Annotated in this window: 21 protein-coding genes; 6 read left to right on the forward strand and 15 right to left on the reverse strand. The window is 68.2% G+C overall.

Going from position 1 to position 19505, the window contains the following annotated elements; genetic code table 11:
- The first annotated feature begins 145 nt into the window (after positions 1–145).
- Both AB7E83_RS21395 and AB7E83_RS21400 read left to right on the forward strand, forming a co-directional pair.
- Complete coding sequence (locus tag AB7E83_RS21395; RefSeq protein WP_428572880.1) at positions 146–766, forward strand: FMN-binding negative transcriptional regulator; 621 nt, start codon at positions 146–148, stop codon at positions 764–766.
- A 3-nt stretch (positions 767–769) separates the two neighbouring features.
- Positions 770–1006 (forward strand): hypothetical protein, encoded by a 237-nt coding sequence (locus AB7E83_RS21400; RefSeq protein ID WP_428572838.1) that lies wholly within the window; start codon positions 770–772, stop codon positions 1004–1006.
- 12 nt (positions 1007–1018) lie between these two features.
- On the opposite strand, the gene AB7E83_RS21405 is transcribed toward AB7E83_RS21400, so the two are convergent.
- Complete coding sequence (locus AB7E83_RS21405) at positions 1019–3748, reverse strand: M16 family metallopeptidase (protein ID WP_428572839.1); 2730 nt, start codon at positions 3746–3748, stop codon at positions 1019–1021.
- 43 nt (positions 3749–3791) lie between these two features.
- Between AB7E83_RS21405 and tadA the strand changes: the two genes are divergently transcribed.
- Together tadA and AB7E83_RS21415 are read left to right on the forward strand one after the other, a co-directional pair.
- Positions 3792–5045 carry a tRNA adenosine(34) deaminase TadA gene (gene tadA, locus AB7E83_RS21410; RefSeq protein WP_428572840.1) on the forward strand — a complete coding sequence of 418 codons (1254 nt, stop codon included), beginning with the start codon at positions 3792–3794 and terminating at the stop codon, positions 5043–5045.
- On the forward strand, positions 5042–5956 hold the full coding sequence (locus AB7E83_RS21415; protein WP_428572841.1) for an LD-carboxypeptidase: 915 nt from the start codon (positions 5042–5044) through the stop codon (positions 5954–5956). The genes tadA and AB7E83_RS21415 overlap by 4 nt, the downstream gene beginning before the upstream one ends.
- Positions 5957–5992: 36 nt before the next feature.
- Here the strand turns inward: AB7E83_RS21415 and AB7E83_RS21420 are convergent, their stop codons facing one another.
- The 7 genes from AB7E83_RS21420 to AB7E83_RS21450 all read right to left on the reverse strand — a co-directional run bounded on the left by AB7E83_RS21420 (position 5993) and on the right by AB7E83_RS21450 (position 11105).
- A complete protein-coding gene (locus AB7E83_RS21420; RefSeq protein WP_428572842.1) occupies positions 5993–6334 on the reverse strand; it encodes a hypothetical protein in 342 nt (113 codons plus the stop codon).
- Between the two features lie 209 nt (positions 6335–6543).
- Positions 6544–6855, reverse strand: a complete 312-nt coding sequence (gene soxZ / locus AB7E83_RS21425; protein WP_428572843.1) for a thiosulfate oxidation carrier complex protein SoxZ — start codon at positions 6853–6855, stop codon at positions 6544–6546.
- Complete coding sequence (soxY, locus tag AB7E83_RS21430) at positions 6852–7307, reverse strand: thiosulfate oxidation carrier protein SoxY (RefSeq protein ID WP_428572844.1); 456 nt, start codon at positions 7305–7307, stop codon at positions 6852–6854. The genes soxZ and soxY overlap by 4 nt, the downstream gene beginning before the upstream one ends.
- A gap of 44 nt (positions 7308–7351) precedes the next feature.
- Positions 7352–8332, reverse strand: coding sequence for a Bug family tripartite tricarboxylate transporter substrate binding protein (locus tag AB7E83_RS21435; RefSeq protein ID WP_428572845.1), 981 nt, complete (start codon positions 8330–8332; stop codon positions 7352–7354).
- Positions 8333–8346: 14 nt separating this feature from the next.
- A complete protein-coding gene (locus AB7E83_RS21440) occupies positions 8347–9201 on the reverse strand; it encodes an amidohydrolase family protein (RefSeq protein ID WP_428572846.1) in 855 nt (284 codons plus the stop codon).
- Entirely contained in the window at positions 9198–10685 is a 1488-nt protein-coding gene (locus AB7E83_RS21445) for a phenylacetate--CoA ligase family protein (protein WP_428572847.1), read from the reverse strand. The genes AB7E83_RS21440 and AB7E83_RS21445 overlap by 4 nt, the downstream gene beginning before the upstream one ends.
- Before the next feature lie 51 nt (positions 10686–10736).
- Positions 10737–11105, reverse strand: a complete 369-nt coding sequence (locus AB7E83_RS21450) for a cell envelope biogenesis protein TolA (protein WP_428572848.1) — start codon at positions 11103–11105, stop codon at positions 10737–10739.
- A gap of 223 nt (positions 11106–11328) precedes the next feature.
- Here AB7E83_RS21450 and AB7E83_RS21455 point away from each other — a divergent pair, with 223 nt between their 5' ends.
- Complete coding sequence (locus tag AB7E83_RS21455) at positions 11329–11685, forward strand: hypothetical protein (protein ID WP_428572849.1); 357 nt, start codon at positions 11329–11331, stop codon at positions 11683–11685.
- Positions 11686–11700: 15 nt separating this feature from the next.
- Here AB7E83_RS21455 and AB7E83_RS21460 read toward each other — a convergent pair whose 3' ends face one another.
- The 6 genes from AB7E83_RS21460 to mltG all read right to left on the reverse strand — a co-directional run bounded on the left by AB7E83_RS21460 (position 11701) and on the right by mltG (position 16314).
- A complete protein-coding gene (locus AB7E83_RS21460) occupies positions 11701–12438 on the reverse strand; it encodes an ankyrin repeat domain-containing protein (protein ID WP_428572850.1) in 738 nt (245 codons plus the stop codon).
- On the reverse strand, positions 12435–13241 hold the full coding sequence (locus tag AB7E83_RS21465) for a TatD family hydrolase (protein WP_428572851.1): 807 nt from the start codon (positions 13239–13241) through the stop codon (positions 12435–12437). The genes AB7E83_RS21460 and AB7E83_RS21465 overlap by 4 nt, the downstream gene beginning before the upstream one ends.
- An 86-nt stretch (positions 13242–13327) precedes the next feature.
- A complete protein-coding gene (locus AB7E83_RS21470) occupies positions 13328–13696 on the reverse strand; it encodes a PilZ domain-containing protein (protein WP_428572853.1) in 369 nt (122 codons plus the stop codon).
- A 13-nt stretch (positions 13697–13709) separates the two neighbouring features.
- Positions 13710–14708: a DNA polymerase III subunit delta' gene (locus tag AB7E83_RS21475; protein ID WP_428572854.1), complete on the reverse strand. Its 999-nt coding sequence runs from the start codon at positions 14706–14708 to the stop codon at positions 13710–13712.
- Positions 14705–15346, reverse strand: coding sequence for a dTMP kinase (gene tmk / locus AB7E83_RS21480; protein WP_428572855.1), 642 nt, complete (start codon positions 15344–15346; stop codon positions 14705–14707). Before tmk ends, AB7E83_RS21475 begins: the two co-directional genes overlap by 4 nt.
- Positions 15343–16314, reverse strand: coding sequence for an endolytic transglycosylase MltG (gene mltG, locus AB7E83_RS21485; protein WP_428572881.1), 972 nt, complete (start codon positions 16312–16314; stop codon positions 15343–15345). Before mltG ends, tmk begins: the two co-directional genes overlap by 4 nt.
- Positions 16315–16385: 71 nt before the next feature.
- On the opposite strand from mltG, the gene AB7E83_RS21490 reads away from it, so the two are divergent.
- Positions 16386–17303, forward strand: coding sequence for a YgfZ/GcvT domain-containing protein (locus tag AB7E83_RS21490; RefSeq protein WP_428572856.1), 918 nt, complete (start codon positions 16386–16388; stop codon positions 17301–17303).
- Between the two features lie 9 nt (positions 17304–17312).
- On the opposite strand, the gene AB7E83_RS21495 is transcribed toward AB7E83_RS21490, so the two are convergent.
- On the reverse strand, positions 17313–19505 hold the full coding sequence (locus AB7E83_RS21495) for an O-antigen ligase family protein (RefSeq protein ID WP_428572857.1): 2193 nt from the start codon (positions 19503–19505) through the stop codon (positions 17313–17315).

The following is a 19505-nucleotide window of genomic DNA, read 5'->3' on the forward strand; positions in this document are numbered from 1 at the left end:
ATGGAATCGTGCCCGCCATCAGCATGGAACGCTGCCCGCGATCGCATGGAACGCCGCCCGCCATCGGCTGGAACAGCGCCCGCCATCAGCGTGGAATCGTGCCCGTCATCGGGTGGAATACGCAGTCGGCGCTGGAGAAGCACCCATGTACCAGCCGCCGCAGTTCAAGTCCACCGATGCCGCGGCCGCCGCCGAATTGATGCGGAGGCATCCGTTCGCCAACCTGATTTCGACCGACGACACGGGATTCCCGTACGTGACGCACCTGCCGCTGCACCTCGAAGAGCGCGACGGCAAGTACATCCTCCTAGGCCACGTTGCCAAGCCGAATCCGCATTGGCGTTACCTGCAGGCGCGACCCGAGGCGCTCGTGGTCTTCAACGGCCCCCACGCCTACCAATCGCCCGCGATCTACGAGGACCGCCAGCGCGTCCCGAGCTGGAACTATGTCGTCGTGCACTGCAAGGTCCGCGCGGCGCTGATCGAAGACCCGCAAGCCAAGGACGCGCTGCTGAAAAAGCTGATCGGCGACCACGAGCCCGCTTACGCCGAGCAATGGCGCAGCCTCGGCGAGGACTTCGCGCTGAAGATGCTCGCGGGCATCGTGGGGTTTGAGCTCGAAGTGACCGAGTGGGCGTGCAAGATCAAGCTGAACCAGCATCGCCCCGAATCGCACGCGAAGCTGCAGGCGGGCTATGCTGCCGGTAACGCCGACGAGCGCGAACTCGCGGCGTGGATGGAACGGCTTGGCCTGAAAGGAAAATGAACGATGCGCGCGATGGTGGGTGTGCTGGCGCTGCTGGTGGTCGTCGCGATCGTCGGCGTGCTCGCGAAGAAGAACCTCAGCTCGGTCTCGGTGCCCGCGAGCTCGCAAGCGGTGCCGGCCGCGCCCGGGCAGCCGGCCGTCGCGGCGCCGACGGGCAGCCCGAAGCAGCAGCTCGACCAGGTCAAGCAATCCGTCGAAGGGGCGATGCAGCAGGCGCGGCCCGTCGACGATTCAAAATAACCGCGCCTCGACTCAGCGCCCGAACGTCCCCGCCGCCACCTCCGTGAGCCGGCTCACGTCCAGGTACTTCGCCAGCGCGGCATTCACGGCCTGCGCATCCAGCTTCTCGAATTCTTCGCTTCGCTTCGCGTACCAGTTCATGTCGCGTCCATAACGCAGGTTGTTCGCGAGCAGCGACACGAGGTTCACCGGCTGCGCGAGCGAGTCGCGGCGGGCGCTGGCGATGGCGCGGCGCGCGAAGCCGACCTCGATGCCGCTGAAGCCGCTCTTCACCCGCGTCTCGATCTCGTCGCGGATGACCGCGCGCAGGCGGTCGCGATTCTGCGGCGCGAAGCTCGCGTTGATGTTGATCGCGCCGGCATTGCCGTCCTCGCGTCCGACGGAGGGCACGGACAGCGACGAGTTCACGCCGTAGCTCAGGCCCTCCTTCTCGCGAACGCGCTGCCACAAGGCCGTGCCCGCGCGGCCGCCCAGCAACTGCACGGCGGTGAAGAGCGGGGCGAAGTCGGGCGACTCCTCGTTCAACGTCAAGGGCACGCGCGCCGTGTAGCTGGCGTTGGCTTTTTCCGGGACTTCGACGGTGACCGACACGGGTTTCAAGTCGTCGGCGTACGAGAAAGTCCACGGCCGATGCGGTTCGGCGGACTTCCACGCGCCGAAGAGCTGCTGCGCCCAGGATTGCACCTGCGCCGCGTCCACCGGACCGGCCACGGACAACTCGCCGACGCCCGCGCCCGCGAAGCGCCGCCAGAACTCGCGGAGCTGCGCCGGCGTCGCCTGCTGCAGCAGCCTGCCGCTTTCTTCGAGCGTGCGCGGCTCGCGCGGGTCGCCAGGCGGGTACTTGAAAAACGCCCGCTGCAGAGAGTTCGCGGCGAGAGCCGCAGTGTCGGATTGCGCCGCGCGGTTCGCGGCGATGGCGGCTCCGCGCACGCGCTCGAACGCATCGTCGGCAAAGGCCGGTCGCTGCAGCATCTCGGCCACGAGTTCCATCACTTCGCGCGTGTTGCGCGCGGGCGCCTCGAACGTGGCCGTCGCGCCGCCGACGCCCGCGGTGAATCGCACGTTGGCGTCGAGCGCGAGCAGCTTCTCGCGCACCTTTTCGGCCGAGGGCAGGGTGGCCGTGCCCTGGCTGAGCAGGCCGCCGATCAGCGAGGCCATCACGGCCTGGCCGTTCACGGCTTCCACTGTTCCCCATCGCAGGCGCAACAACCCCTGCACGCGCGATTCCTTCGTGACGCGCGGCAGGACGGCGACGCGAAGACCCGGCGCGCCGCCGACGGTGAGGCGGCTCGTGACGACGCGCTTCTGGATCTCGTCGGGCGTCAGCGGGAAATCCGCCACGGCGACATCGACAGCGCGGCCCGAATAGTCCTTGAGCAGTTGCGCAACGTTGACGTTCGCAGGCGCCGGCGCGCGCACCGGCGCGGTCTTCTCCGGGACGTAGATGCCGGTCGTGCGGTTCGATCGCACGAGCCAGGTTCGGGCAATGCGCTTGAAGTCGTCGAAGACCAGAGCATCGACCCAGTCGCGCTGCGCGAACATCAGGCGCCAGTCGCCCAAGGCGACGGACCCCGTGAGGCCGAGGCTCAGGCTTTCGGGGTCGCGGATCTGCGTGCGATCGTGCTGGAGCACCTCGGCGCGCGCGCGGTTGAACTGCTCCTGCGTGGGCTCCAGCGTCTCGACGATCCGAACCAGCTCCGCGACGGCGCGCTGGGCCGCCGCCTCGCCGTCGGCGACGTCGCCGATCGACGCGCCCATGCTGATGTAGCCCGGCTCCTGCGCGGGCATGGCCCATGCCCAGCGGCTGGCGGCAAGGCGCTTGTCCACGAGGCCGGTCTCCAGCGGCCCGCGATCCTGCGCCAGCAACTGCGCAAGCACGCGAATGGCCGCGAACTCCGGGTTGTTGGCCGGCATCACGTGATACATCGCCGAGACCTCGGGCGCGCCGCCCGCGCGCCGCAGCACGACGTGACGCTCGCCGTCCTGCGAAGGCTCGAGCGTGTACGTGGCGGGGCGCGGCGTGGCCGGGCGCGCGATCGCGCCGAAGGTCTGCTCCACCTTGCGCAACGCGGCGGTCACGTCGAATCGCCCGCCCAGCACTAGCACCGCGTTGTCCGGTCGGTAGTGCTTCACGTAGAACTCGCGCAGGCGCTCGATGGGGATGTTCTCGATGTCGCTGCGCGCGCCGAGCCCGTCGCGCGCATAGCCGTGCCATTGATAGGCCGCCGACCGCATGCGGCCGCCCAGGATGCGCGACGCGTTGTTCTCCGCGCGCTCGAGCTCGTTGCGCACGACGGTCATCTCGGTGTCGAGCTCGCTTTTGAGCAGCTTCGCGCGCGTCATCGACTCGGCCAGCCAGCCGAGCATCCACTCCAGCGTCTCCTGATCGCTCGCGAACTGCGCGAAGTAATTGGTGCGGTCGACCCAGGTGGTGCCGTTCCAGCGCGCGCCGCGCCGCGTCATCTCCTGCTTGGGGTCGCCCACGGTTTCGCTCGCCTTGAACAGCATGTGTTCGAGCAGGTGCGCGGCGCCCGTTTCGCCGTTGCCCTCGTGCCGGCTGCCCACCATGTAGGTGATGTTGACCGTGGCGGTCGGTTTGGAATCGTCGTGGTGCACGAGCACCGTGAGGCCATTGGGCAGCGCGTACTCGACCACGCCCTCCACCTGCCGCACCTGCTTCAGCTGGGCCTGAGCCGCACCCACCGCGAAGCACAGGCACAGCGCGAAAAGAATTCGTCTCATGGGTCCTCGTTTCCTCCGTCAGCTGCTTTGTACACTCGATGCGATGGACGACCGCGACTTCATGGCTCGCGCGCTGGACGAAGCGCGGCGCTCGCTCGCCGCGGGCGAGGTGCCCGTCGGCGCGGTCGTCGTGCGCGACGGCGAGATCGTCGCCACCGGCCACAACCAGCCGATCGCCCGCAACGACCCCACCGCGCACGCCGAAATCGTCGCACTGCGCGCGGCGGCTGCCAAGCTCGGAAACTACCGGCTCGACGGCTGCGAGCTTTATGTCACGCTGGAGCCGTGTGCGATGTGCGCCGGGGCGATGCTGCACTCGCGGCTGAAGCGCGTGGTGTTCGGAGCGCGCGATGCGAAGACGGGCGCGGCCGGGTCGGTGGTCGATCTGTTCGCGCAGGCACTTCTCAATCACCGCACCGCGGTCGCGGCTGGCGTGCTGGAAGGCGATTGCGCCGCACTGTTGACCGATTTCTTTCGCGAGCGCCGACAGGCCGCCCGCGAAAACGGTTGGGTGCTCCGGGACGACGCGCTGCGCACGCCGGACGCGCGTTTCGATGCGCTGGACGATTGGCCCTTCGCGCCCCGGTACGTGGCCGACCTGCCGACGCTGAATGGCCTTCGTCTGCACTACATCGACGAGGGCGCGCCGGATGCCCCGCTCACCTGGCTGTGCCTGCATGACGGCGAGTCCTGGAGCTACGCATTCCGCCGGATGGTCCCGATCTTCGTCGCCGCGGGCCACCGCGTGGTTGCGCCCGACCTGCCCGGCTTCGGCCGCAGCGACAAGCCGAAGAAGGAATCGGCCCACGACGTGCTCTGGCATGGCCGAATCGCGAGCGAACTGGTCGAGCGGCTCGGCCTGCGACGCGTCGTTGTCGTGGCCCAGGGGCTGGGCTTGCACGTCGCGAGTGTGCTCGTCGGGGAGGGCGAGGGCGTGCGAACTGCGCCGGTCACGCCCGTCTCGAATGCCGACGCGAGCTCGAACCCGAACTCGAACACGCACTTGGACGGGGACACTCGCGCGTCCGCGCCGCCAGGCCGCTATCGAGGCCTGCTCGTCATCGACACCGAAACCAAGCCTTCGCGCGATGCCATGGGCGCGCATGAGGCACCGTACCCGGATCGCGGCCACCGCGCGGGGCCGCGCGCCTTGCGGGCGCTGGACGTTTTCGACCCGGCACTCGTCGAACGGATTCGGCAGCGCATGCCAGATACTCCGCCGCCGCGCATCGAGCATGGGGAACCCGGCCGCGACGAAGCCATCGCCCGCGCAGCAGTGGGATACTTCGCCGCGTGAAGAAAAGCATCTACGTCTACTCCCCCTCGAGCGCCGTGCGCGACAAGGCAGCCGTGCGCCGCGGCATCGCGCGGCTGAAGGCCATGGGCCATGAGGTCGTCGTCGACGAGGCGGCCTTCGCCACCCACATGCGGTTCGCCGGCGACGACGACACGCGCCTCGCCGCGATCCGCCGCGCCGCCGAAAGCGGCGCCGACGTCGCCATCATCACGCGCGGCGGCTACGGACTCACGCGCCTGCTGCCCCACCTGCCGTACAAGGCCATCGCGAAGGCCGTGCAGCGGGGCACGCGCTTCGTCGGCCTGAGCGACTTCACCGCTTTCCAGAACGCGGTGCTGGCGGAAACGGGCGAAGTCACATGGTCCGGCCCGGCGGTGGGAGAGGATTTCGGCACCGAGGGCGAGCCCGACGACATCATGGCGGCCTGCTTCGACGATCTCATCACCGGCCAGGGCGAAGGCACGGGCTGGCAATTGCCGCGGACGGAAGCGCAGGCGAAAGCCTGGGACGCGAAGGGCGTTTTGTGGGGCGGCAATCTCGCGATCGTCGCTTCGCTGGCCGGCACGCCGTGGCTGCCCAAGGTCAAGGGTGGCATCCTGTTCCTGGAGGACGTCCACGAGCATCCCTATCGCATCGAGCGCATGCTCACGCAGTTGCTCTACGCAGGGGTGCTCGCGAAGCAGAAGGCGGTGCTGCTCGGCCACTTCACCAATTACAAGCCGTATCCGCACGACCGCGGCTTCAAGCTGCAAACGGTGGTGGAATGGTTGCGCCAGCGAATCGATGCGCCGGTGTTCACCGGACTGCCATTCGGGCACGTGCAGACGAAGGTGGCGCTGCCCGTGGGCGCCAAGGTGCAAATTGCGGTGGAAGGGCGCGACGCGCTGATCTTCTGGGGGCACCGCGACTGATGCCGGGTCATGAAGGCGCCGAAGCCGGCGCCGGGCTCACATGAGCGGGCTGGGGCGCGAGGTCATGCCGCCGGGCAGCAGGCCCTGGAACATGTGCGTGACCGACTGCATTTTTTCGCGCGCCTTCGATTCGCCGTGCAGCGATGCAAGCACGCCCATGAGGTCGCCGCGCAGGTACCAGAGCGCCTGGATGTCCGCGGCATAACGCACGCGACGCATGATCTGCGGATACTGCGAGCCGTGATTGCCGAGCAGACGGAGCATGGCTTCGCGAATGTCCTCGGTGCTGTCTTCCAGCACGGAATCGGTGGGCGTCTGGGCGCCCGCGCCCAGCAGGCCGTACACGCTGCTCTTCAGTGCTGCTTTGAACCAACTCATGATGTTCGTATTGCCGGATACTGCTTGAAGAACGAGTCTTTCTACGGTATTCGAATGATGCCGAATCAACAATATGGCGGTGTGACGGAGTTAACGTTCAGCTGCGTCGAAAGCCGTGAGTTGGTAACGAAACATGAGACTGTTGCAAGTTGTCTTCGGGAGTTGGTACGAAGGTATGCGCGGACATTCGGCAACTCCGAGCGGCGACCTCAGGTCACGGCGGCTTCATCGGTGCGCGTGTTGCCGCGGTTGTCTTTCCAGGCCACGGAGATGCGGTCGCCAGTCTTGGCGGACTTCAGGTTGAACTGCAGGAAGGGATTCTTCGCGACCGACGGACCCCATTCGGCCGTGAGCACGGCGCGGCCGTTGTGCGACACGGTCACTTCGGCGATGTGCCAGGCCGGCACGAGGCGGCCGCCCGCGTCCTTGCGCTGGCCGGACTCCATCTCGTGGTTCATGAGGATGCGCACGACGGCGCCCGCGCCTTGCGCCTGGGCGCGAATGCGTGAGGGTTCGGTCATGCCGCGCATCCCCCCAGCGTGACCTTGATCTCGCGCCGCGCGAAGTACGCCTTGCCGTCGCGGCCGATGGCCACCGCGTAGACGTTCGACGACTCCGCCATCTTCACGCGCAGCGAGAAGCTGGCGTCGATGGCGTCGTTCAGGTTGAACACGGCCGAGAGCAGGCTCGGATTCTTCTCGACCAGCACGGCGAGCTGGCGCAGGCCGGGCAGGGTGCTCGCGGCGGAGACCGGAACGGTCGCGCCGTTCTCGGAGATCTCGGGGCCGGAAATCGAGACGTCCTTGCTCTCGGTGAAGGACGTCGCGCCGAGGGCTCGCATGGCGTCCTGCAGCGTCTTCGCATCGAAGGCGGGCTTGTTGAAGGCGCGCGCATCGGTCGCGCCGAAGGAGGCGAGGCCGATCGCGCCACCGGCGGCGAGGCCGTGGCGCAAGGTCTGGCGGCGGGTGGGCATGGGTGAATTCCGTGGGACGACTGACGCATCGTACCCGGGGCGCCTCAGCTCCCCGGCTTCATCACTCCCTTGCGCACCAGATCCTCTACCGTCGCAACGTCCTTGATCATCTGCGCGCGCAGATCCTCGGCCGTGCCGAACTGCGCCGACACGCCGACCTTTTCCAGGCCGGCGCGCACGTCGGGCTGGTCCACGGCCCAGCGCAGGTCGGCAGCGACCTTCGCGATCATCTCGGGCGGCGTCTTCAGGGGCGCGAAGAGGCCGTACCACGTCGCCACCTTGAGGTTCGGCAGCGCCGAGCCGATCGGCTTCACGTCGGGCAGGCCGGGCAGGGGTTTGTCCGCGGTGACCCCGAGCGCGCGCAGCTTGCCGGTGTTGATGTACTGCGCCACCGACGCCGGCGTGGTGAGGAACACCTCGATGCGTCCGGCCAGCAGGTCGACCTGCACGTTCGACATCGCGCGATACGGCACGCGCTCGATGCGCGTCCCTGCCAGGGCATTGAACTGTTCCGTGGCGAACACGCCCTGGAACGACGTCGCGCCGTAGCGCAGCTTGCCGGGGTTGGCCTTCGCGTAGGCGATCAATTCGGCCACGGTGTGCGCCGGAACGTCCGGATGCACGCCCAGCACGAACTCGGTCGCGCCGATCAACGCGATCGGCAGCAGGTCCTTCATGGGGTCGAAGGCCGCGCTGGGCGCCATCAGTTTGTTGATGGTAAGCGTGTTGGTGCCGAAGTAGAGCGTGTAGCCGTCCGGCGGGGACTTCACCGCGGCTTCGGTGCCCAGGTTGCCCTCGGCGCCCGTGCGGTTTTCTACGAGCACCTGGTGGCCCCAGCGTTCGGCGAGCTTCGCGCCCAGCAGGCGCGCGGCCGCATCGGTGTTGCCGCCCACGCCGAACGGGACGATGAATTTCACCGGCTTCGAGGGGTACGCCTGCGCGTGCGCAAACGGATGCGCAAGCGGCAACGCGGCCGCGAAGCCGGCGGCGAGGAGGGTACGGCGATTCACGGATTTGGGCGTCATCACGAGTGTTCCTCTCAGGTGGCTTGAAAGTAGCGTTCGGCGTTGCGGTGCATCACTTTTTCGAGCACCTCGGGCTCGAGGCCGAGCGATGCCCAGTCGCGCTTCACCTTCTCGTATTCGAGTACGGGGAAGTCGCAGCCGATCATGACGCGATCCTGCAGCCGCGTGGCGATTTCCTTGCGCAGTGTCTCGGGCAGCCGCTTCGGCCCCCAGCCATGCAGCTCGTAGCTCACGTTCGCCTTGTGCAGCAGCACCGCGATCATCTCGTCCTGCCACGGATACGCCGGGCGCGCGGCGAGGATGTCGAGCTCGGGGTAGCGCGCGGCCACGAAGTCGACGTGGCGCGGATGGTTGTGGTCCAGGATCATCCCGTAGCCGCCGCGCGTGCCCTGGCCGATGCCGGTGAGGCCGACCATCATGATCACGGGCGTCTTGGTCTCGATGGCGAGCTCGTAGAACGGAAACCACAGCGGATCGCTCGGCGGCACGCCGGTGCTGCTGCCCGAGATCGAGAATCCGATGAAGCCGCCATCGGCCTGCTTCGCACGTTTGTACTCGTTCAAGGATTCGTCGCGCCGGCGCGGATCGAACAGCAGCCAGTGGCCGAAGATCACGTCGCGGTTGCGCCGCGTGACGTCGAAGGCGTAGTCGTGATATTCCCGGATCTGCTCGATGGGCAGGTCGCGCGTCCACGCGAGGTCGAGGATCACGCGCGCGTCGTTGTCGCGCATGGTCTGGATCATCTCTTCCTCGGGCCAGTAGCGGCCCTTCGTGTGCCAGATCTTTTCCTGGCGCGCGAGCTCTTCCGGCTTGCGGAAGAGGTGGCCCTTCTCGGTGGCCCAATGGGAGTGGCAGTCGAAGAATTTCATGTCGTCGTATTCCCTTGATAGGCGGGTCGGCGGTCGACGAGACGGCGCGGCTTGCCCTCGCGGCCCTGCGTGTTGGCCAGTTCGGCGAGATCGCCTTCCTCCACGAGCGCGACGCGAACGGCGACGCCGAGCTCGTCCTTCAGCCTTTTTTCCAGCGCGTCCTGCAGGCCCTGGCGAGAGCCCGCGTCGCGGCGCACTTCCACGCGCACTTCCATTTCGTCTCTCGGGGCGCCCTTGTCGCCCTCGACGCGCTCGACGATGCAGAACCATTCGCCGGTGGTGCGGGGGTCGCTGCGCACGGCCGGAAGGCACGCCATCGGATAGACGTTGACCCCGCGCAGCTTGACCATGGCGTCGCTGCGGCCGAGGAAGTGATCCATGCGCCGGAAGTGGCTGCCGCAGCCGCACTTCTCGTGGCTCAGGATGCGGCCGAGGTCGCGCAGGTTGTAGCGGATGATGGGGGGCAGGGTACGGAAGAACACCGTGGCAACGAGGTTGCCGCGCTCGCCGGGGGCGACGGGCTGTCCCGTCTCGACATCCAGCACTTCGATGTACACGGCGTCTTCCATCAGGTGCAGGCCATTCTGTTCCCGGCACTCGAACGCCGCCGCGGAAATCTCGTTCGCGCCATAAGCGTCGTAGGCGACGCAGCCCCAGCGGTCTTCGAGATCGCGGCGCAGCGTGCCTTCGGTGTCCGGCCCGAAATAGGTCCGCAGGAACTTCGTCTTGAGATCGCGCACGTCCAGGCCGAGCTCCTCCTGCGCAACCTGCGCGAGCCTCAGCAGGTATTCCGGGAAACAGTGCCACATCGTCGTGCCGAAACGGCGGCCGATCTCCAGTTGCTGCCGCGAGGAGGTGACGACGCCGCTGCCCGTGGTGAGCGGCAGGACGCCGAGGAAGTCGTGGCAGGCCTTGTACGACAGCCACCCGGCGTTGGCGAGCGAGCAGGTCATGGGGATCTGCATCACGTCGCCGGGGCGCGCCCCCTGGATGTAGAGCGCGCGGGCGGCGAGGATCGCCTGCGCTTCCCAGGCCCAGGCGTCGAAGAGCGTGGGGCGGGGAATTCCGGTGGTGCCGCCGCTCGTCTGCATCTTGAGCGGGCCGGCCTGCGGCAATGCATCGAGGTCGAAACCGTGGAAGTCCCCGAACGGCGGCCGCGCCTCGAGGCTGTCCTTCACGTCATCGGACGTGTAGGTGGGCAACTTGACGATGTCGTCGAGGCTTCGGATGTCGCCGGGCTGGAGACCGGCGGCGGTCCAGCGTTTTCGGTAGAACGGGTTGTTCCAGCCGACTTCGACGATGCGCAGGAAACGTTCTTCCTGGATGGCGCGGATGCGCTCCGGGGGGGCGCGCCAGGTCGTCTCCTCGAAGACATCCGGCAGCGGGAATTCACGAATCAACGCATCGAAGTCGAACGCGTTGCGGTAGAGAGGCAGCCGGCTGGCCGTGGCTGCGTTGCTGTCCGGCGTGGTGGAGCGGGTCATGCGGGGGTGATGATAACGACAGTGCAGCCGTTCATGCACCCCCGTGGTGACTTACTTCTTGGCGGCCTTCTCTTCGGCCTTGGCCTTGTCCTTGGCGACTTCGGCCGTGACCTTGGCGCGTTCCTTGTCGGTCTTGGCTTCGGCCATCTCGTGCATGCCGTGGGCATCGGCCTTGGCTTTTTCGTAGGCCAGCTTGGCGTCCTTCTTGCAGGTCTTCTCGGCGTCGCCCTTCATCGGCTTGCACGCCTTCTTCGCCGCCGCGTAGTCGGCGTCGGCCTTCTTCTTCAGTGCCTTGGCGTCGGCCTTCGTGCCCACGGGCGGCGACGCGCTCGACACGCTCGGAGCGGTGGTCTGCGCCGAAGCGAGGGTCGAAAGGGTCAGCAGCACGGCGGCGGCGCCGGCGATCAGGGTCTTGGTCATCTCGATCTTTCTCCAATGCCGAACATCCGGCACTTCCTAGAACGCGGCGCCGGGGCGGGCGGGTTGTAGGACGAATACCCAAGATGCCGGAGAGAGGCAGGGACCAGACCCGACCCTACATTTGACATAATACGCATCGTATTCTAGAAGTGACTTGTTACGCAGATCCCACGCGGCCGCGCTTGCGCAGTACAAACGTGGTCGTTTTCAGGGAAAGCTTCACATGATCCGAACCAGCCTCTTCGTCCTCGCCACCGCGGCTGCACTCGCGGGCTGCGCGACCCAGCCCGAGGGACCCGGCGGCAAGCATCTCGTCTATCGCGACGCCGGCGGCGCGATCGTGCGTCAGTTCGACTATCCGTCCGATGATTTCTGCCGGCGTGTCGAGCGGATGGCCGGACGCACCGCGCGGTGCCAGGGCGACTCGGTGAGCGCGCAGATGGGAGCCACCGCTACGCTGCGGTACAACCCGCCCGGCGTCCTGGTCAACGCGCACTACCAGAACATGGCGCGCTGCCAGACCGAGACCCACCAGCTCGGCGCCGGTGTTCAGCTCGTCAATGCCTGCACGACCCGGTAAGGTCGAAAGCTCGCGCTACCAGCGGCCCGTCGGCTGCGGCTGAGCCGGCACTGGAGGCTTGACGGACCCGGGCGTCGTGGCCGTGGGCGGCTGCACGGTGGACGGCGACGACGCGGAGCGCCGCATCGCGGCATTGACCAGTTCCACCACATCCCGGCGCTGCGTGCGATTGGCGAAGTCGATGGCGGTCAGGCCCAGCTCGTTCTTCAGCGTCGGGTCCGCGCCTTCGTCCAGCAACAGTTTCACGGCTTCGATCGAGCCGTAATGCGCCGCCATCATGAGCGGCGTCGTCTTGTTGGGCGACTCGGAATCGACGAACGCATGGTGCTCCAGCAGAAACGCCATGACATCCAGGTGGCCGTTGGTCGCGGCGTAATGCAGCGGCGTCCAGCCCGTCTTGTTGACGTCGGCGTCGCGTGCGACCAGCTTGCGCACCATGTCCATGCGGCCATGGAGGGACGCCATCATCAACGGACTTTCGTCGACGCCGTTTCGCCACTCCACGTTCGTCTTCGGCCACTTCACCAGCACGTCCGCCACCTTCAGGGAGCCTTCGCGCAAGGCAATGAACAGGCCGTGCTCGCCTTTTTCGTTGAGCGTGTTCGCATCGAATCCACGCTGCAGCAGGGTCGCGACCACCGGGGCCCGGTCACGCATGATCGCCTGGAAGAAGTCCTCGTAGGATCCTGCGCGGGCGGAGGAAAATGCAATGACGACAAGCCCGTAGGCGATGAACTTCAAGAAAAGTCTCATGATTTCACCCCGGCGAAGAGGCGCTCGAAATTGGCGCTGGTGACCGCCGCCACGTCTTCCACGGCCATGTTGCGCAGTTGCGCGATCTGCCGGGCGACATAGGGGACGTACGAAGGATTGTTGGTCTTGCCTCGATACGGCACGGGCGCGAGGTAGGGGCTGTCGGTCTCGATGAGCATGCGATCGGGCGGCACGAAGGCGGCCACTTCGCGCAGCTCGGCCGCGCTCTTGAAGGTCAGGATGCCGGAAAAAGAGATGTAGAAACCGAGGTCGAGCGCCGCCCGCGCCACCGCCGCCGTTTCCGTGAAGCAATGAAAGACGCCGCCCGCCGACCCGGCGCCGCCGTCCTCGCCCTCTTCCCTCAGGATCGCCAGGGTATCCGCCGACGAGGCGCGCGTATGGATCACGAGCGGCATGCGCACGTGCCGCGCGGCACGGATGTGCGTGCGGAAACGGTCGCGCTGCCATTGCAGGTCGGCAACGCTGCGGCCGCCCTTGCGCTCGTCCATCTGGTAGTAGTCGAGCCCGGTCTCGCCGATGGCCACGATGCGCGGGAGCGCGGAGCGCCGCACGAGATCGTCGAACGTGGGTTCGGCGACGCCTTCGTTGTCCGGGTGGACGCCCACGGTCGCCCAGAAGTTGTCGTATCGCATCGCGAGCGCATGCACGTCCTCGAACTCCTCGAGGGTGGTGCAGATGCACAGGGCGCGGTCGACCCGTGCCTCGGCCATGGCGGCGCGGATTTGCGGAAGCTGCCCGGCAAGATCGGGATAGCTGAGGTGGCAGTGGGAGTCGACGAACATCGGGTAGGAGGAAACGGGGAACGGCGCGCGCCCCTGCACTGTCATCCGCGCGAAGGCGGGAATGACGCTTCGAGGATTCTAAGAGCCTAGATCGTCTGCGTGGGCCGCTCGGAGCCCAGGTGCGCGCCCAGGATTTCCTCGATCTTCAGCTTGAGCATGCGCGACTTCTCGTCGGCCGGGAAACGGATGCCCACGCCCTGCGTGCGATTGGCTGCGGCGCGCGGCGGCGTGACCCATGCCACCTTGCCGGCGACCGGATAGCGCTGCGGATCGTCCGGGAGGGAGAGCAGCACGTAAACGTCGTCGCCCAGGCGGTAATCGCGCGTGGTGGGGATGAATACCCCGCCGTCCGAAAACAGCGGAATGTAGGCGGCGTAGAGCGCGGCCTTTTCCTTGATCGCAAGCTGGATGACGCTCGGGCGTGGCGTGTTCGGTGCGGGGGCGGTCGTGCTCATGCGTGGGCGGTCGTCAGGCTCGGGAGTTTAGGGCCTGGCGGGCGCGGCTCACAAGGGATTCCATCATCAGCCCCGGCTGGAAGGGATGCTCGACGGTACGCGCGGTCCGTGCGAGTTCGCGCGACCAGGCGGTGAGCGATGCGACGGTGCCCGCCGAGGGCAGATCGGCGGGGTCGAAGAATCGCGGCGCCGCGCCGCATCGAATGGCCAGCAGGTCGTGGCACAGCTTCTGCAAAGCGCCGACGGCTTCGGGCGGCGACCAGTCCGTGAAGGCACCCACGTCGCCGCGAACCATCGCCCGGGGCAGGAGACCCCACGCCTTCGGGTTGCGCCCGGCCGCATGCAGGCGCAGCGCATCGGCGGGCCGGCCCCCGGCGGCGCGGAGCAGCTCGGGCGCCGCAGTCGCATCGACGCCCTGGGACTTCAGCCATTCGATCGCCTCGCGCTGCGACGGCCAGACCATCGAATGCGTCAGGCAGCGGCTGCGGATCGTCGGCAGCAACTGGTGCGCCGCCTCGCTGGCCAGGACGAACTTCACGTCGCCGGGCGGCTCCTCCAGCGTCTTGAGCAGTGCGGTGGCGGTCACCACGTTCATGCGCTCCGCCGGGTACACGAGCACCGCCTTGCCCTGCCCGCGCGCGCTCGTGCGCTGGGAGAACACGACCGCCTCGCGCATGTCCTCGATGACGATCTGCTTGCTCGCCTTGCGCTTCTTGTCGTCGATGTCTTTCTGCGCCTTCTCCGACAGGGGCCAGCCGAGTTCGTCCATCACCGTCTCCGGCATGAGCACGAACAGATCGGCGTGCGTGCGCACCGCAACGGCGTGGCAGCTCGCGCATTCGCCGCACGCGCCGGCCGCCGACGGCCGCTCGCACAGCCAGGCCTGCGCCATGCCGAGGCCGAGCTCGTACTGGCCGAGGCCCGACGCGCCCTGGAGCAACCAGGCATGACCGCGCTGGGCCAGCAGCGCCTGCAACTGCGCGGCAATCCAGGGGGCGGCGCTTTCGCTCACAGCCACCCCTTCGCCCGCACCGCCGCGAGGACATCGGTCCACACTAGCTCGCGCGGCCGATCGGCATCGATGCGGGCGAATCGCTTCGGGTCGGCCTGGAGGCGCTGCGCATAAGCAGCCGCGACGCGGGCGAAGAATTCGACCGGCTGCGATTCGAATTTGTCCGGGACGCGGGCGCCCGCGAGCCGCTGCGCGGCCACGGCCGGCGAGAGATCGAACCAGATGGTGAGTTCGGGCTGCCGCAGGCCTTCGACGCCCGGCACGCCCTGCACCCACGACTCGAGCACCGCGAGCACCTTCGCATCGAAGCCGCGCCCGCCTCCCTGGTAGGCGAAGGTCGCATCGGTGAAGCGGTCGCACAGGACCGCGTCCCCGCGGGCGAGCGCCGGCTCGATCACCTGCATCAGGTGGTCGCGGCGCGCCGCGAACATCACGAGCGCCTCGGTCAGCGCATCCATCGGCTCGTTGAGCGCCAGCGTGCGCAGCTTCTCGGCCAGCGACGTGCCGCCGGGCTCGCGCGTGAGCACGACGGCGCGCCCGCTCGCACGAAAGGCCGCCGCGAGCGATTCGATGTGCGTCGACTTGCCGGCGCCGTCGATGCCTTCGAAGCTGATGAAGACGCCCCGGCCCCTGCTCACCGCTGCCCCCGCTGGTATTTGTTCACCGCGCGGTTGTGCTCGTCGAGGTTCTCGCTGAACTGGCTCGCGCCATCGCCCTTGGCGACGAAGTACAGGTTCTTGCCGGCCGCCGGCTGCACGGCCGCGAGCAGCGATGCCTTGCCCGGCATCGAGATCGGCGTGGGCGGCAGGCCGGGGCGGGTGTAGGTGTTCCAGGGCGTGTCGGTCTGAAGGTCGATCTTGCGCAGGTTGCCGTTGAAGCTCGCGCCGAGTCCGTAGATCACCGTCGGGTCCGTCTGCAGCGGCATGCCGATCTTCAGCCGGTTGTTGAACACCGAGGAAATCAGCGTGCGGTCGGCCGCCCTGCCGGTCTCCTTCTCGACGATGCTCGCGAGGATCAGCGCCTCGTCCGCCGACTTCGCCACCGAGTCGGGCCTGCGCTGCGCCCACGCCTCGGCCAGGCGATTGTCCATCGCACGCATCGCGCGCTGCAGCACCTTGACGTCGCTCGAGCCCTTGGAGTACGTGTACGTGTCGGGAAAAAAGCGGCCCTCGGGATGGACACCCGGCCGGCCCAGCAGCTTCATCACGTCCTCGTCGGCGAGGTTCGCCGTGTCGTGCTTGAGCATCTCCTCGCGGTTGAGCGCGGCGCGCACCTGCCGCCAGTTCCAGCCCTCGACGAGCGTCAACGCGCGCAGGCTTTCCTCGCCGCGGGCGAGTTTCGACAGCAGCCGGCGCGGCGTCACGCCGGTCTCGAGCTCGTAGCTGCCGGCCTTGATGAGCCGCGCCTGCTGCGAAAGCCGGAACCAGAGGAAGAGCAAGTCCGGATTCACGTCCACGCCCGCGTCCTTCACGGCCTGCGCCACGCCGCGCGGCAGCGTGCCGGGCTCGATGGACAGGTCGAGCGGCGAAGCGCGCAGCGGCAGCGGACGGTCGAGCCACCACCAGCCGGCGGCGACGAGCGCGGCCAGCGCAAGCAGCGCCGTCATGAAGAAGCGGAACAGAAAACGGCGCACCCTGTCGAGCCTGTGGAATAGCGAAGGGCCATGATAATTCAGCCATGACCGCTCTTCTGAATGGCGTAGCCGCCCTCACCCATCTGGGCGTGATCCGCGCGCGCGGGGACGAAGCCGCCAAATTCCTCCACGGCCAGCTCACGCACGACTTCGCGCTCATGGGCGACGCGGACGCGCGGCTGGCTGCCTTCTGCAGCGCCAAGGGCCGGATGCAGGCGAGCTTCATCGGCTTCAGGCGCAGCGCCGACGAGATCCTGCTCGTCTGCAGCCGCGACCTGCTCGCCCCCACGCTCAAGCGCCTGTCGATGTTCGTTCTGCGCAGCAAGGCGAAGCTGACCGACGCCACCGAAGAGTTCGCACTTCACGGCATCGCCGGTGAGGCGCTGCAGGCGCTCGACCCCGAGGCGCGCGCGCCGTGGACGAAGACCGATCGCGGACAAGCCAGCCTCGTCGAGCTTTATCCGGCGGACAAGGTGCGGCGTGCCTTGTGGCTGGCGCCAGCCGGCGAGGCGCCGCCGCCCGGTCCCCTGCTCCCGCACGAGGCCTGGCTGCGCGGCGAGGTTCGCAGCGGCGTCGCCACGCTCACCGCGCCGATCGTCGAGGCTTTCGTGCCGCAGATGCTCAACTACGAATCCGTCGGCGGCGTGAACTTCAAGAAGGGCTGCTACCCCGGCCAGGAGGTCGTGGCGCGCAGCCAGTTCCGCGGCACGCTCAAGCGGCGCGCGTACCTCGCGCATTCCGAGGCCCCCTTGCACGTGGGGCAGGAAGTCTTCCACGAAAGCGATGCCGCGCAGCCGGCGGGCATCGTGGCGCAGGCCGCCGCCTCGGAGGACGGCGGCTTCGATGCCATCGTGTCGCTGCAGGTCGCGGCGGCGCAGGGCGGCGCGCTCGCGGCGGGCGCGGCCGATGGTGGACGCATCGAGCTGCTGCCCCTTCCCTACCTGCTGCTGGCCGACGTCTGAGGACGCCCGTCAAGGCGCGGCCGGCGCCTCCACGCGAGCGCGCAACGGCGCCGGCACCTCCGCCAGCACGGCGGCCTTTTCCGTGTCGCTCGCGAATTTCATCGCCATGCGGAATGCGTCCACCGCCTTCGCCGGATCGTTCGCCGCGCCTGCGTACATCGAACCGAGCAGGGTGTAGCCGGCCACGCGCGTCTGCGGAAAGGCTCGCCCCCGCAGCTCGACCGACTGCCGCACGAGTTCGAAGTCGCCGCTGCGCGCGCCGAGCGTGATGCCCGCGTTGAGCATGTCGAAGTCGACGATGCCCGCCGCGATCGACGCTTTGGCGAGCCGCACCGCCGCCGGCTCGTCGCCACTGCGGGCGAGCACGATCACCTCGAGCGAGCGCGTGGCCGCCGCATCGGGCTGCAGCTTCTTCGCGCGATCGAGGTAGGCGCGCGCCTTCTCCATGTCGCCGATCGTCGAGTAGCCTCGCGCCACGTTGCTGATGATCGCGACGACGTAGGGCCGCGAGCCCAGCACGCTGTCCCAGATCCAGATGGCATTGGTCCAGTCGCCCCAGCGCGCAAGTTCGTCCGCCACCATCGGCGTGATCTTGCGGTAGTGCGGATTGATCGCGACGCCCTCGCGCACGAGCTGCAGGAGCTCGCGCTTGGTCGCCGCCCACTGGGGATGCTGCGGATTGCCCGACCGGTTGATGGTCAGCGCGAGCCGCGCGGCATGAACGAGCTTGCGCTCGGCCTTCGCCGCCTGGGCCGAGACGTACAGCCCGAGTCCGAAACATGCGATGCCGGCCAGCGCCGCGACCTGCGCATGGCGCGTGCTCCACGGCAGGGGCCACGCGGCCCGGCGCGAACGCAACCCCATCCGCGCGTCCGAGGCAGCGAGGACGCCGAGCGCGAGCGCGAACAGCGCGCCGGTCGCCGCGAGCCGCCACGGGAATCCGATGTTGCTGACAACCATCAGCGCGAAAAGGCTGCACAGCGCCACCGCGCGCAACGGGACCTCGGCCTCATGCGCCGTGCCATCCGCCTTCCACGTGCGCCACGCGGCCGACAGCAGATAGGCCGCCAGCCCCAGCAGGAAAAGCCAGCCCGCGACGCCGTACTCGGCCAGCAGTTGCAGCGCCTCGTTGTGGACGTAATAGTCGGTCTCGATCTGCGAGCCACGGTCCTGGTAAAGCGGAATCTCGCTTTCCCACGCCCCCGCGCCGACGCCGGTCAGCGGACGCGCCGCGATCGCGCGCAGTGCCGCGCGCCACATCACCTGGCGCACGCCGAGCGAGGGGTCGTTCGGGCCGATGGACTGCGTCCGGCGCAGCCCCCGCTCGAGCGCGGTGGCGCCACGCTCCTCTTCGAGAATGCGCGGATTGGCGCTGGGAATGACGCCCAGCCCGGCCACGGTGGCGAGCAGCGCGGCAGCGGCGACGAGCCGCGTCGACGCCGGCCACTGCGCGAATGCGAGCTGCCGGCGGCACCGCCATGCGATGAAGGGCAGCACGACCAGGAGTTGCAGCCACATCGCGAGCAGCGCGGCACGGGTTCCGGTCATCAACAGCGCCACGACGACCAGTCCGGCGCTGGCGGACAGCAGCGCCACGACCGCGCTCTGCCGCGCCCGCGCGATCAGCAGCGCGGAAAACGGCAGCGTGCAGACCGCGAACTCGGCGAAGAAATTGCGGTTGACGAAGGTCGAGCCGGGGTTGGGCCCCTGCGGGAACAGGCTGAACCCGAACCAGAACTGCAGCGCGGCCCACAGCGATGCCACGACCGCGCCGGCATGGATGCCCCAGGCGAGCACCTCGACGCGCTCGCGAGCCATCGTGTTGAGCGTGAGCCACAGGATCACCGCGAACACGAACCAGCGGATCGCCTCCACGCCGCCCAGGTACGCATGCGACCACGCCATGCTGCCGAGCGCGTAGGATATCAGCAGCAGCGGCAGCCAGACGACCGCATGCCAGCGCAGGCCGCCCCTGCGCGCCCGGTGCGTGACGAAGAACAGCACCGCCGCGCCGATCGCCGTCAGCGACACGATCATCGACTTCAGCGTGTCCTGAAGCAGTTCCTCGCTCGGCGAGCCCAGCGCAGGCGCGATGAACATCATCGCCGCGAGGATCGCGACGGTCCAGTCGCCCTCCACGGGCTCGCTCGGCAGGGTCGGCGCCGCAGGCGTGGCAGCAGGGGCCGCGGGCTTTCGAGCCAC

Origin of the sequence: Ramlibacter sp. (assembly GCF_050250995.1) — a bacterium.
Classification (GTDB): Bacteria; Pseudomonadota; Gammaproteobacteria; order Burkholderiales; family Burkholderiaceae_C; genus Ramlibacter.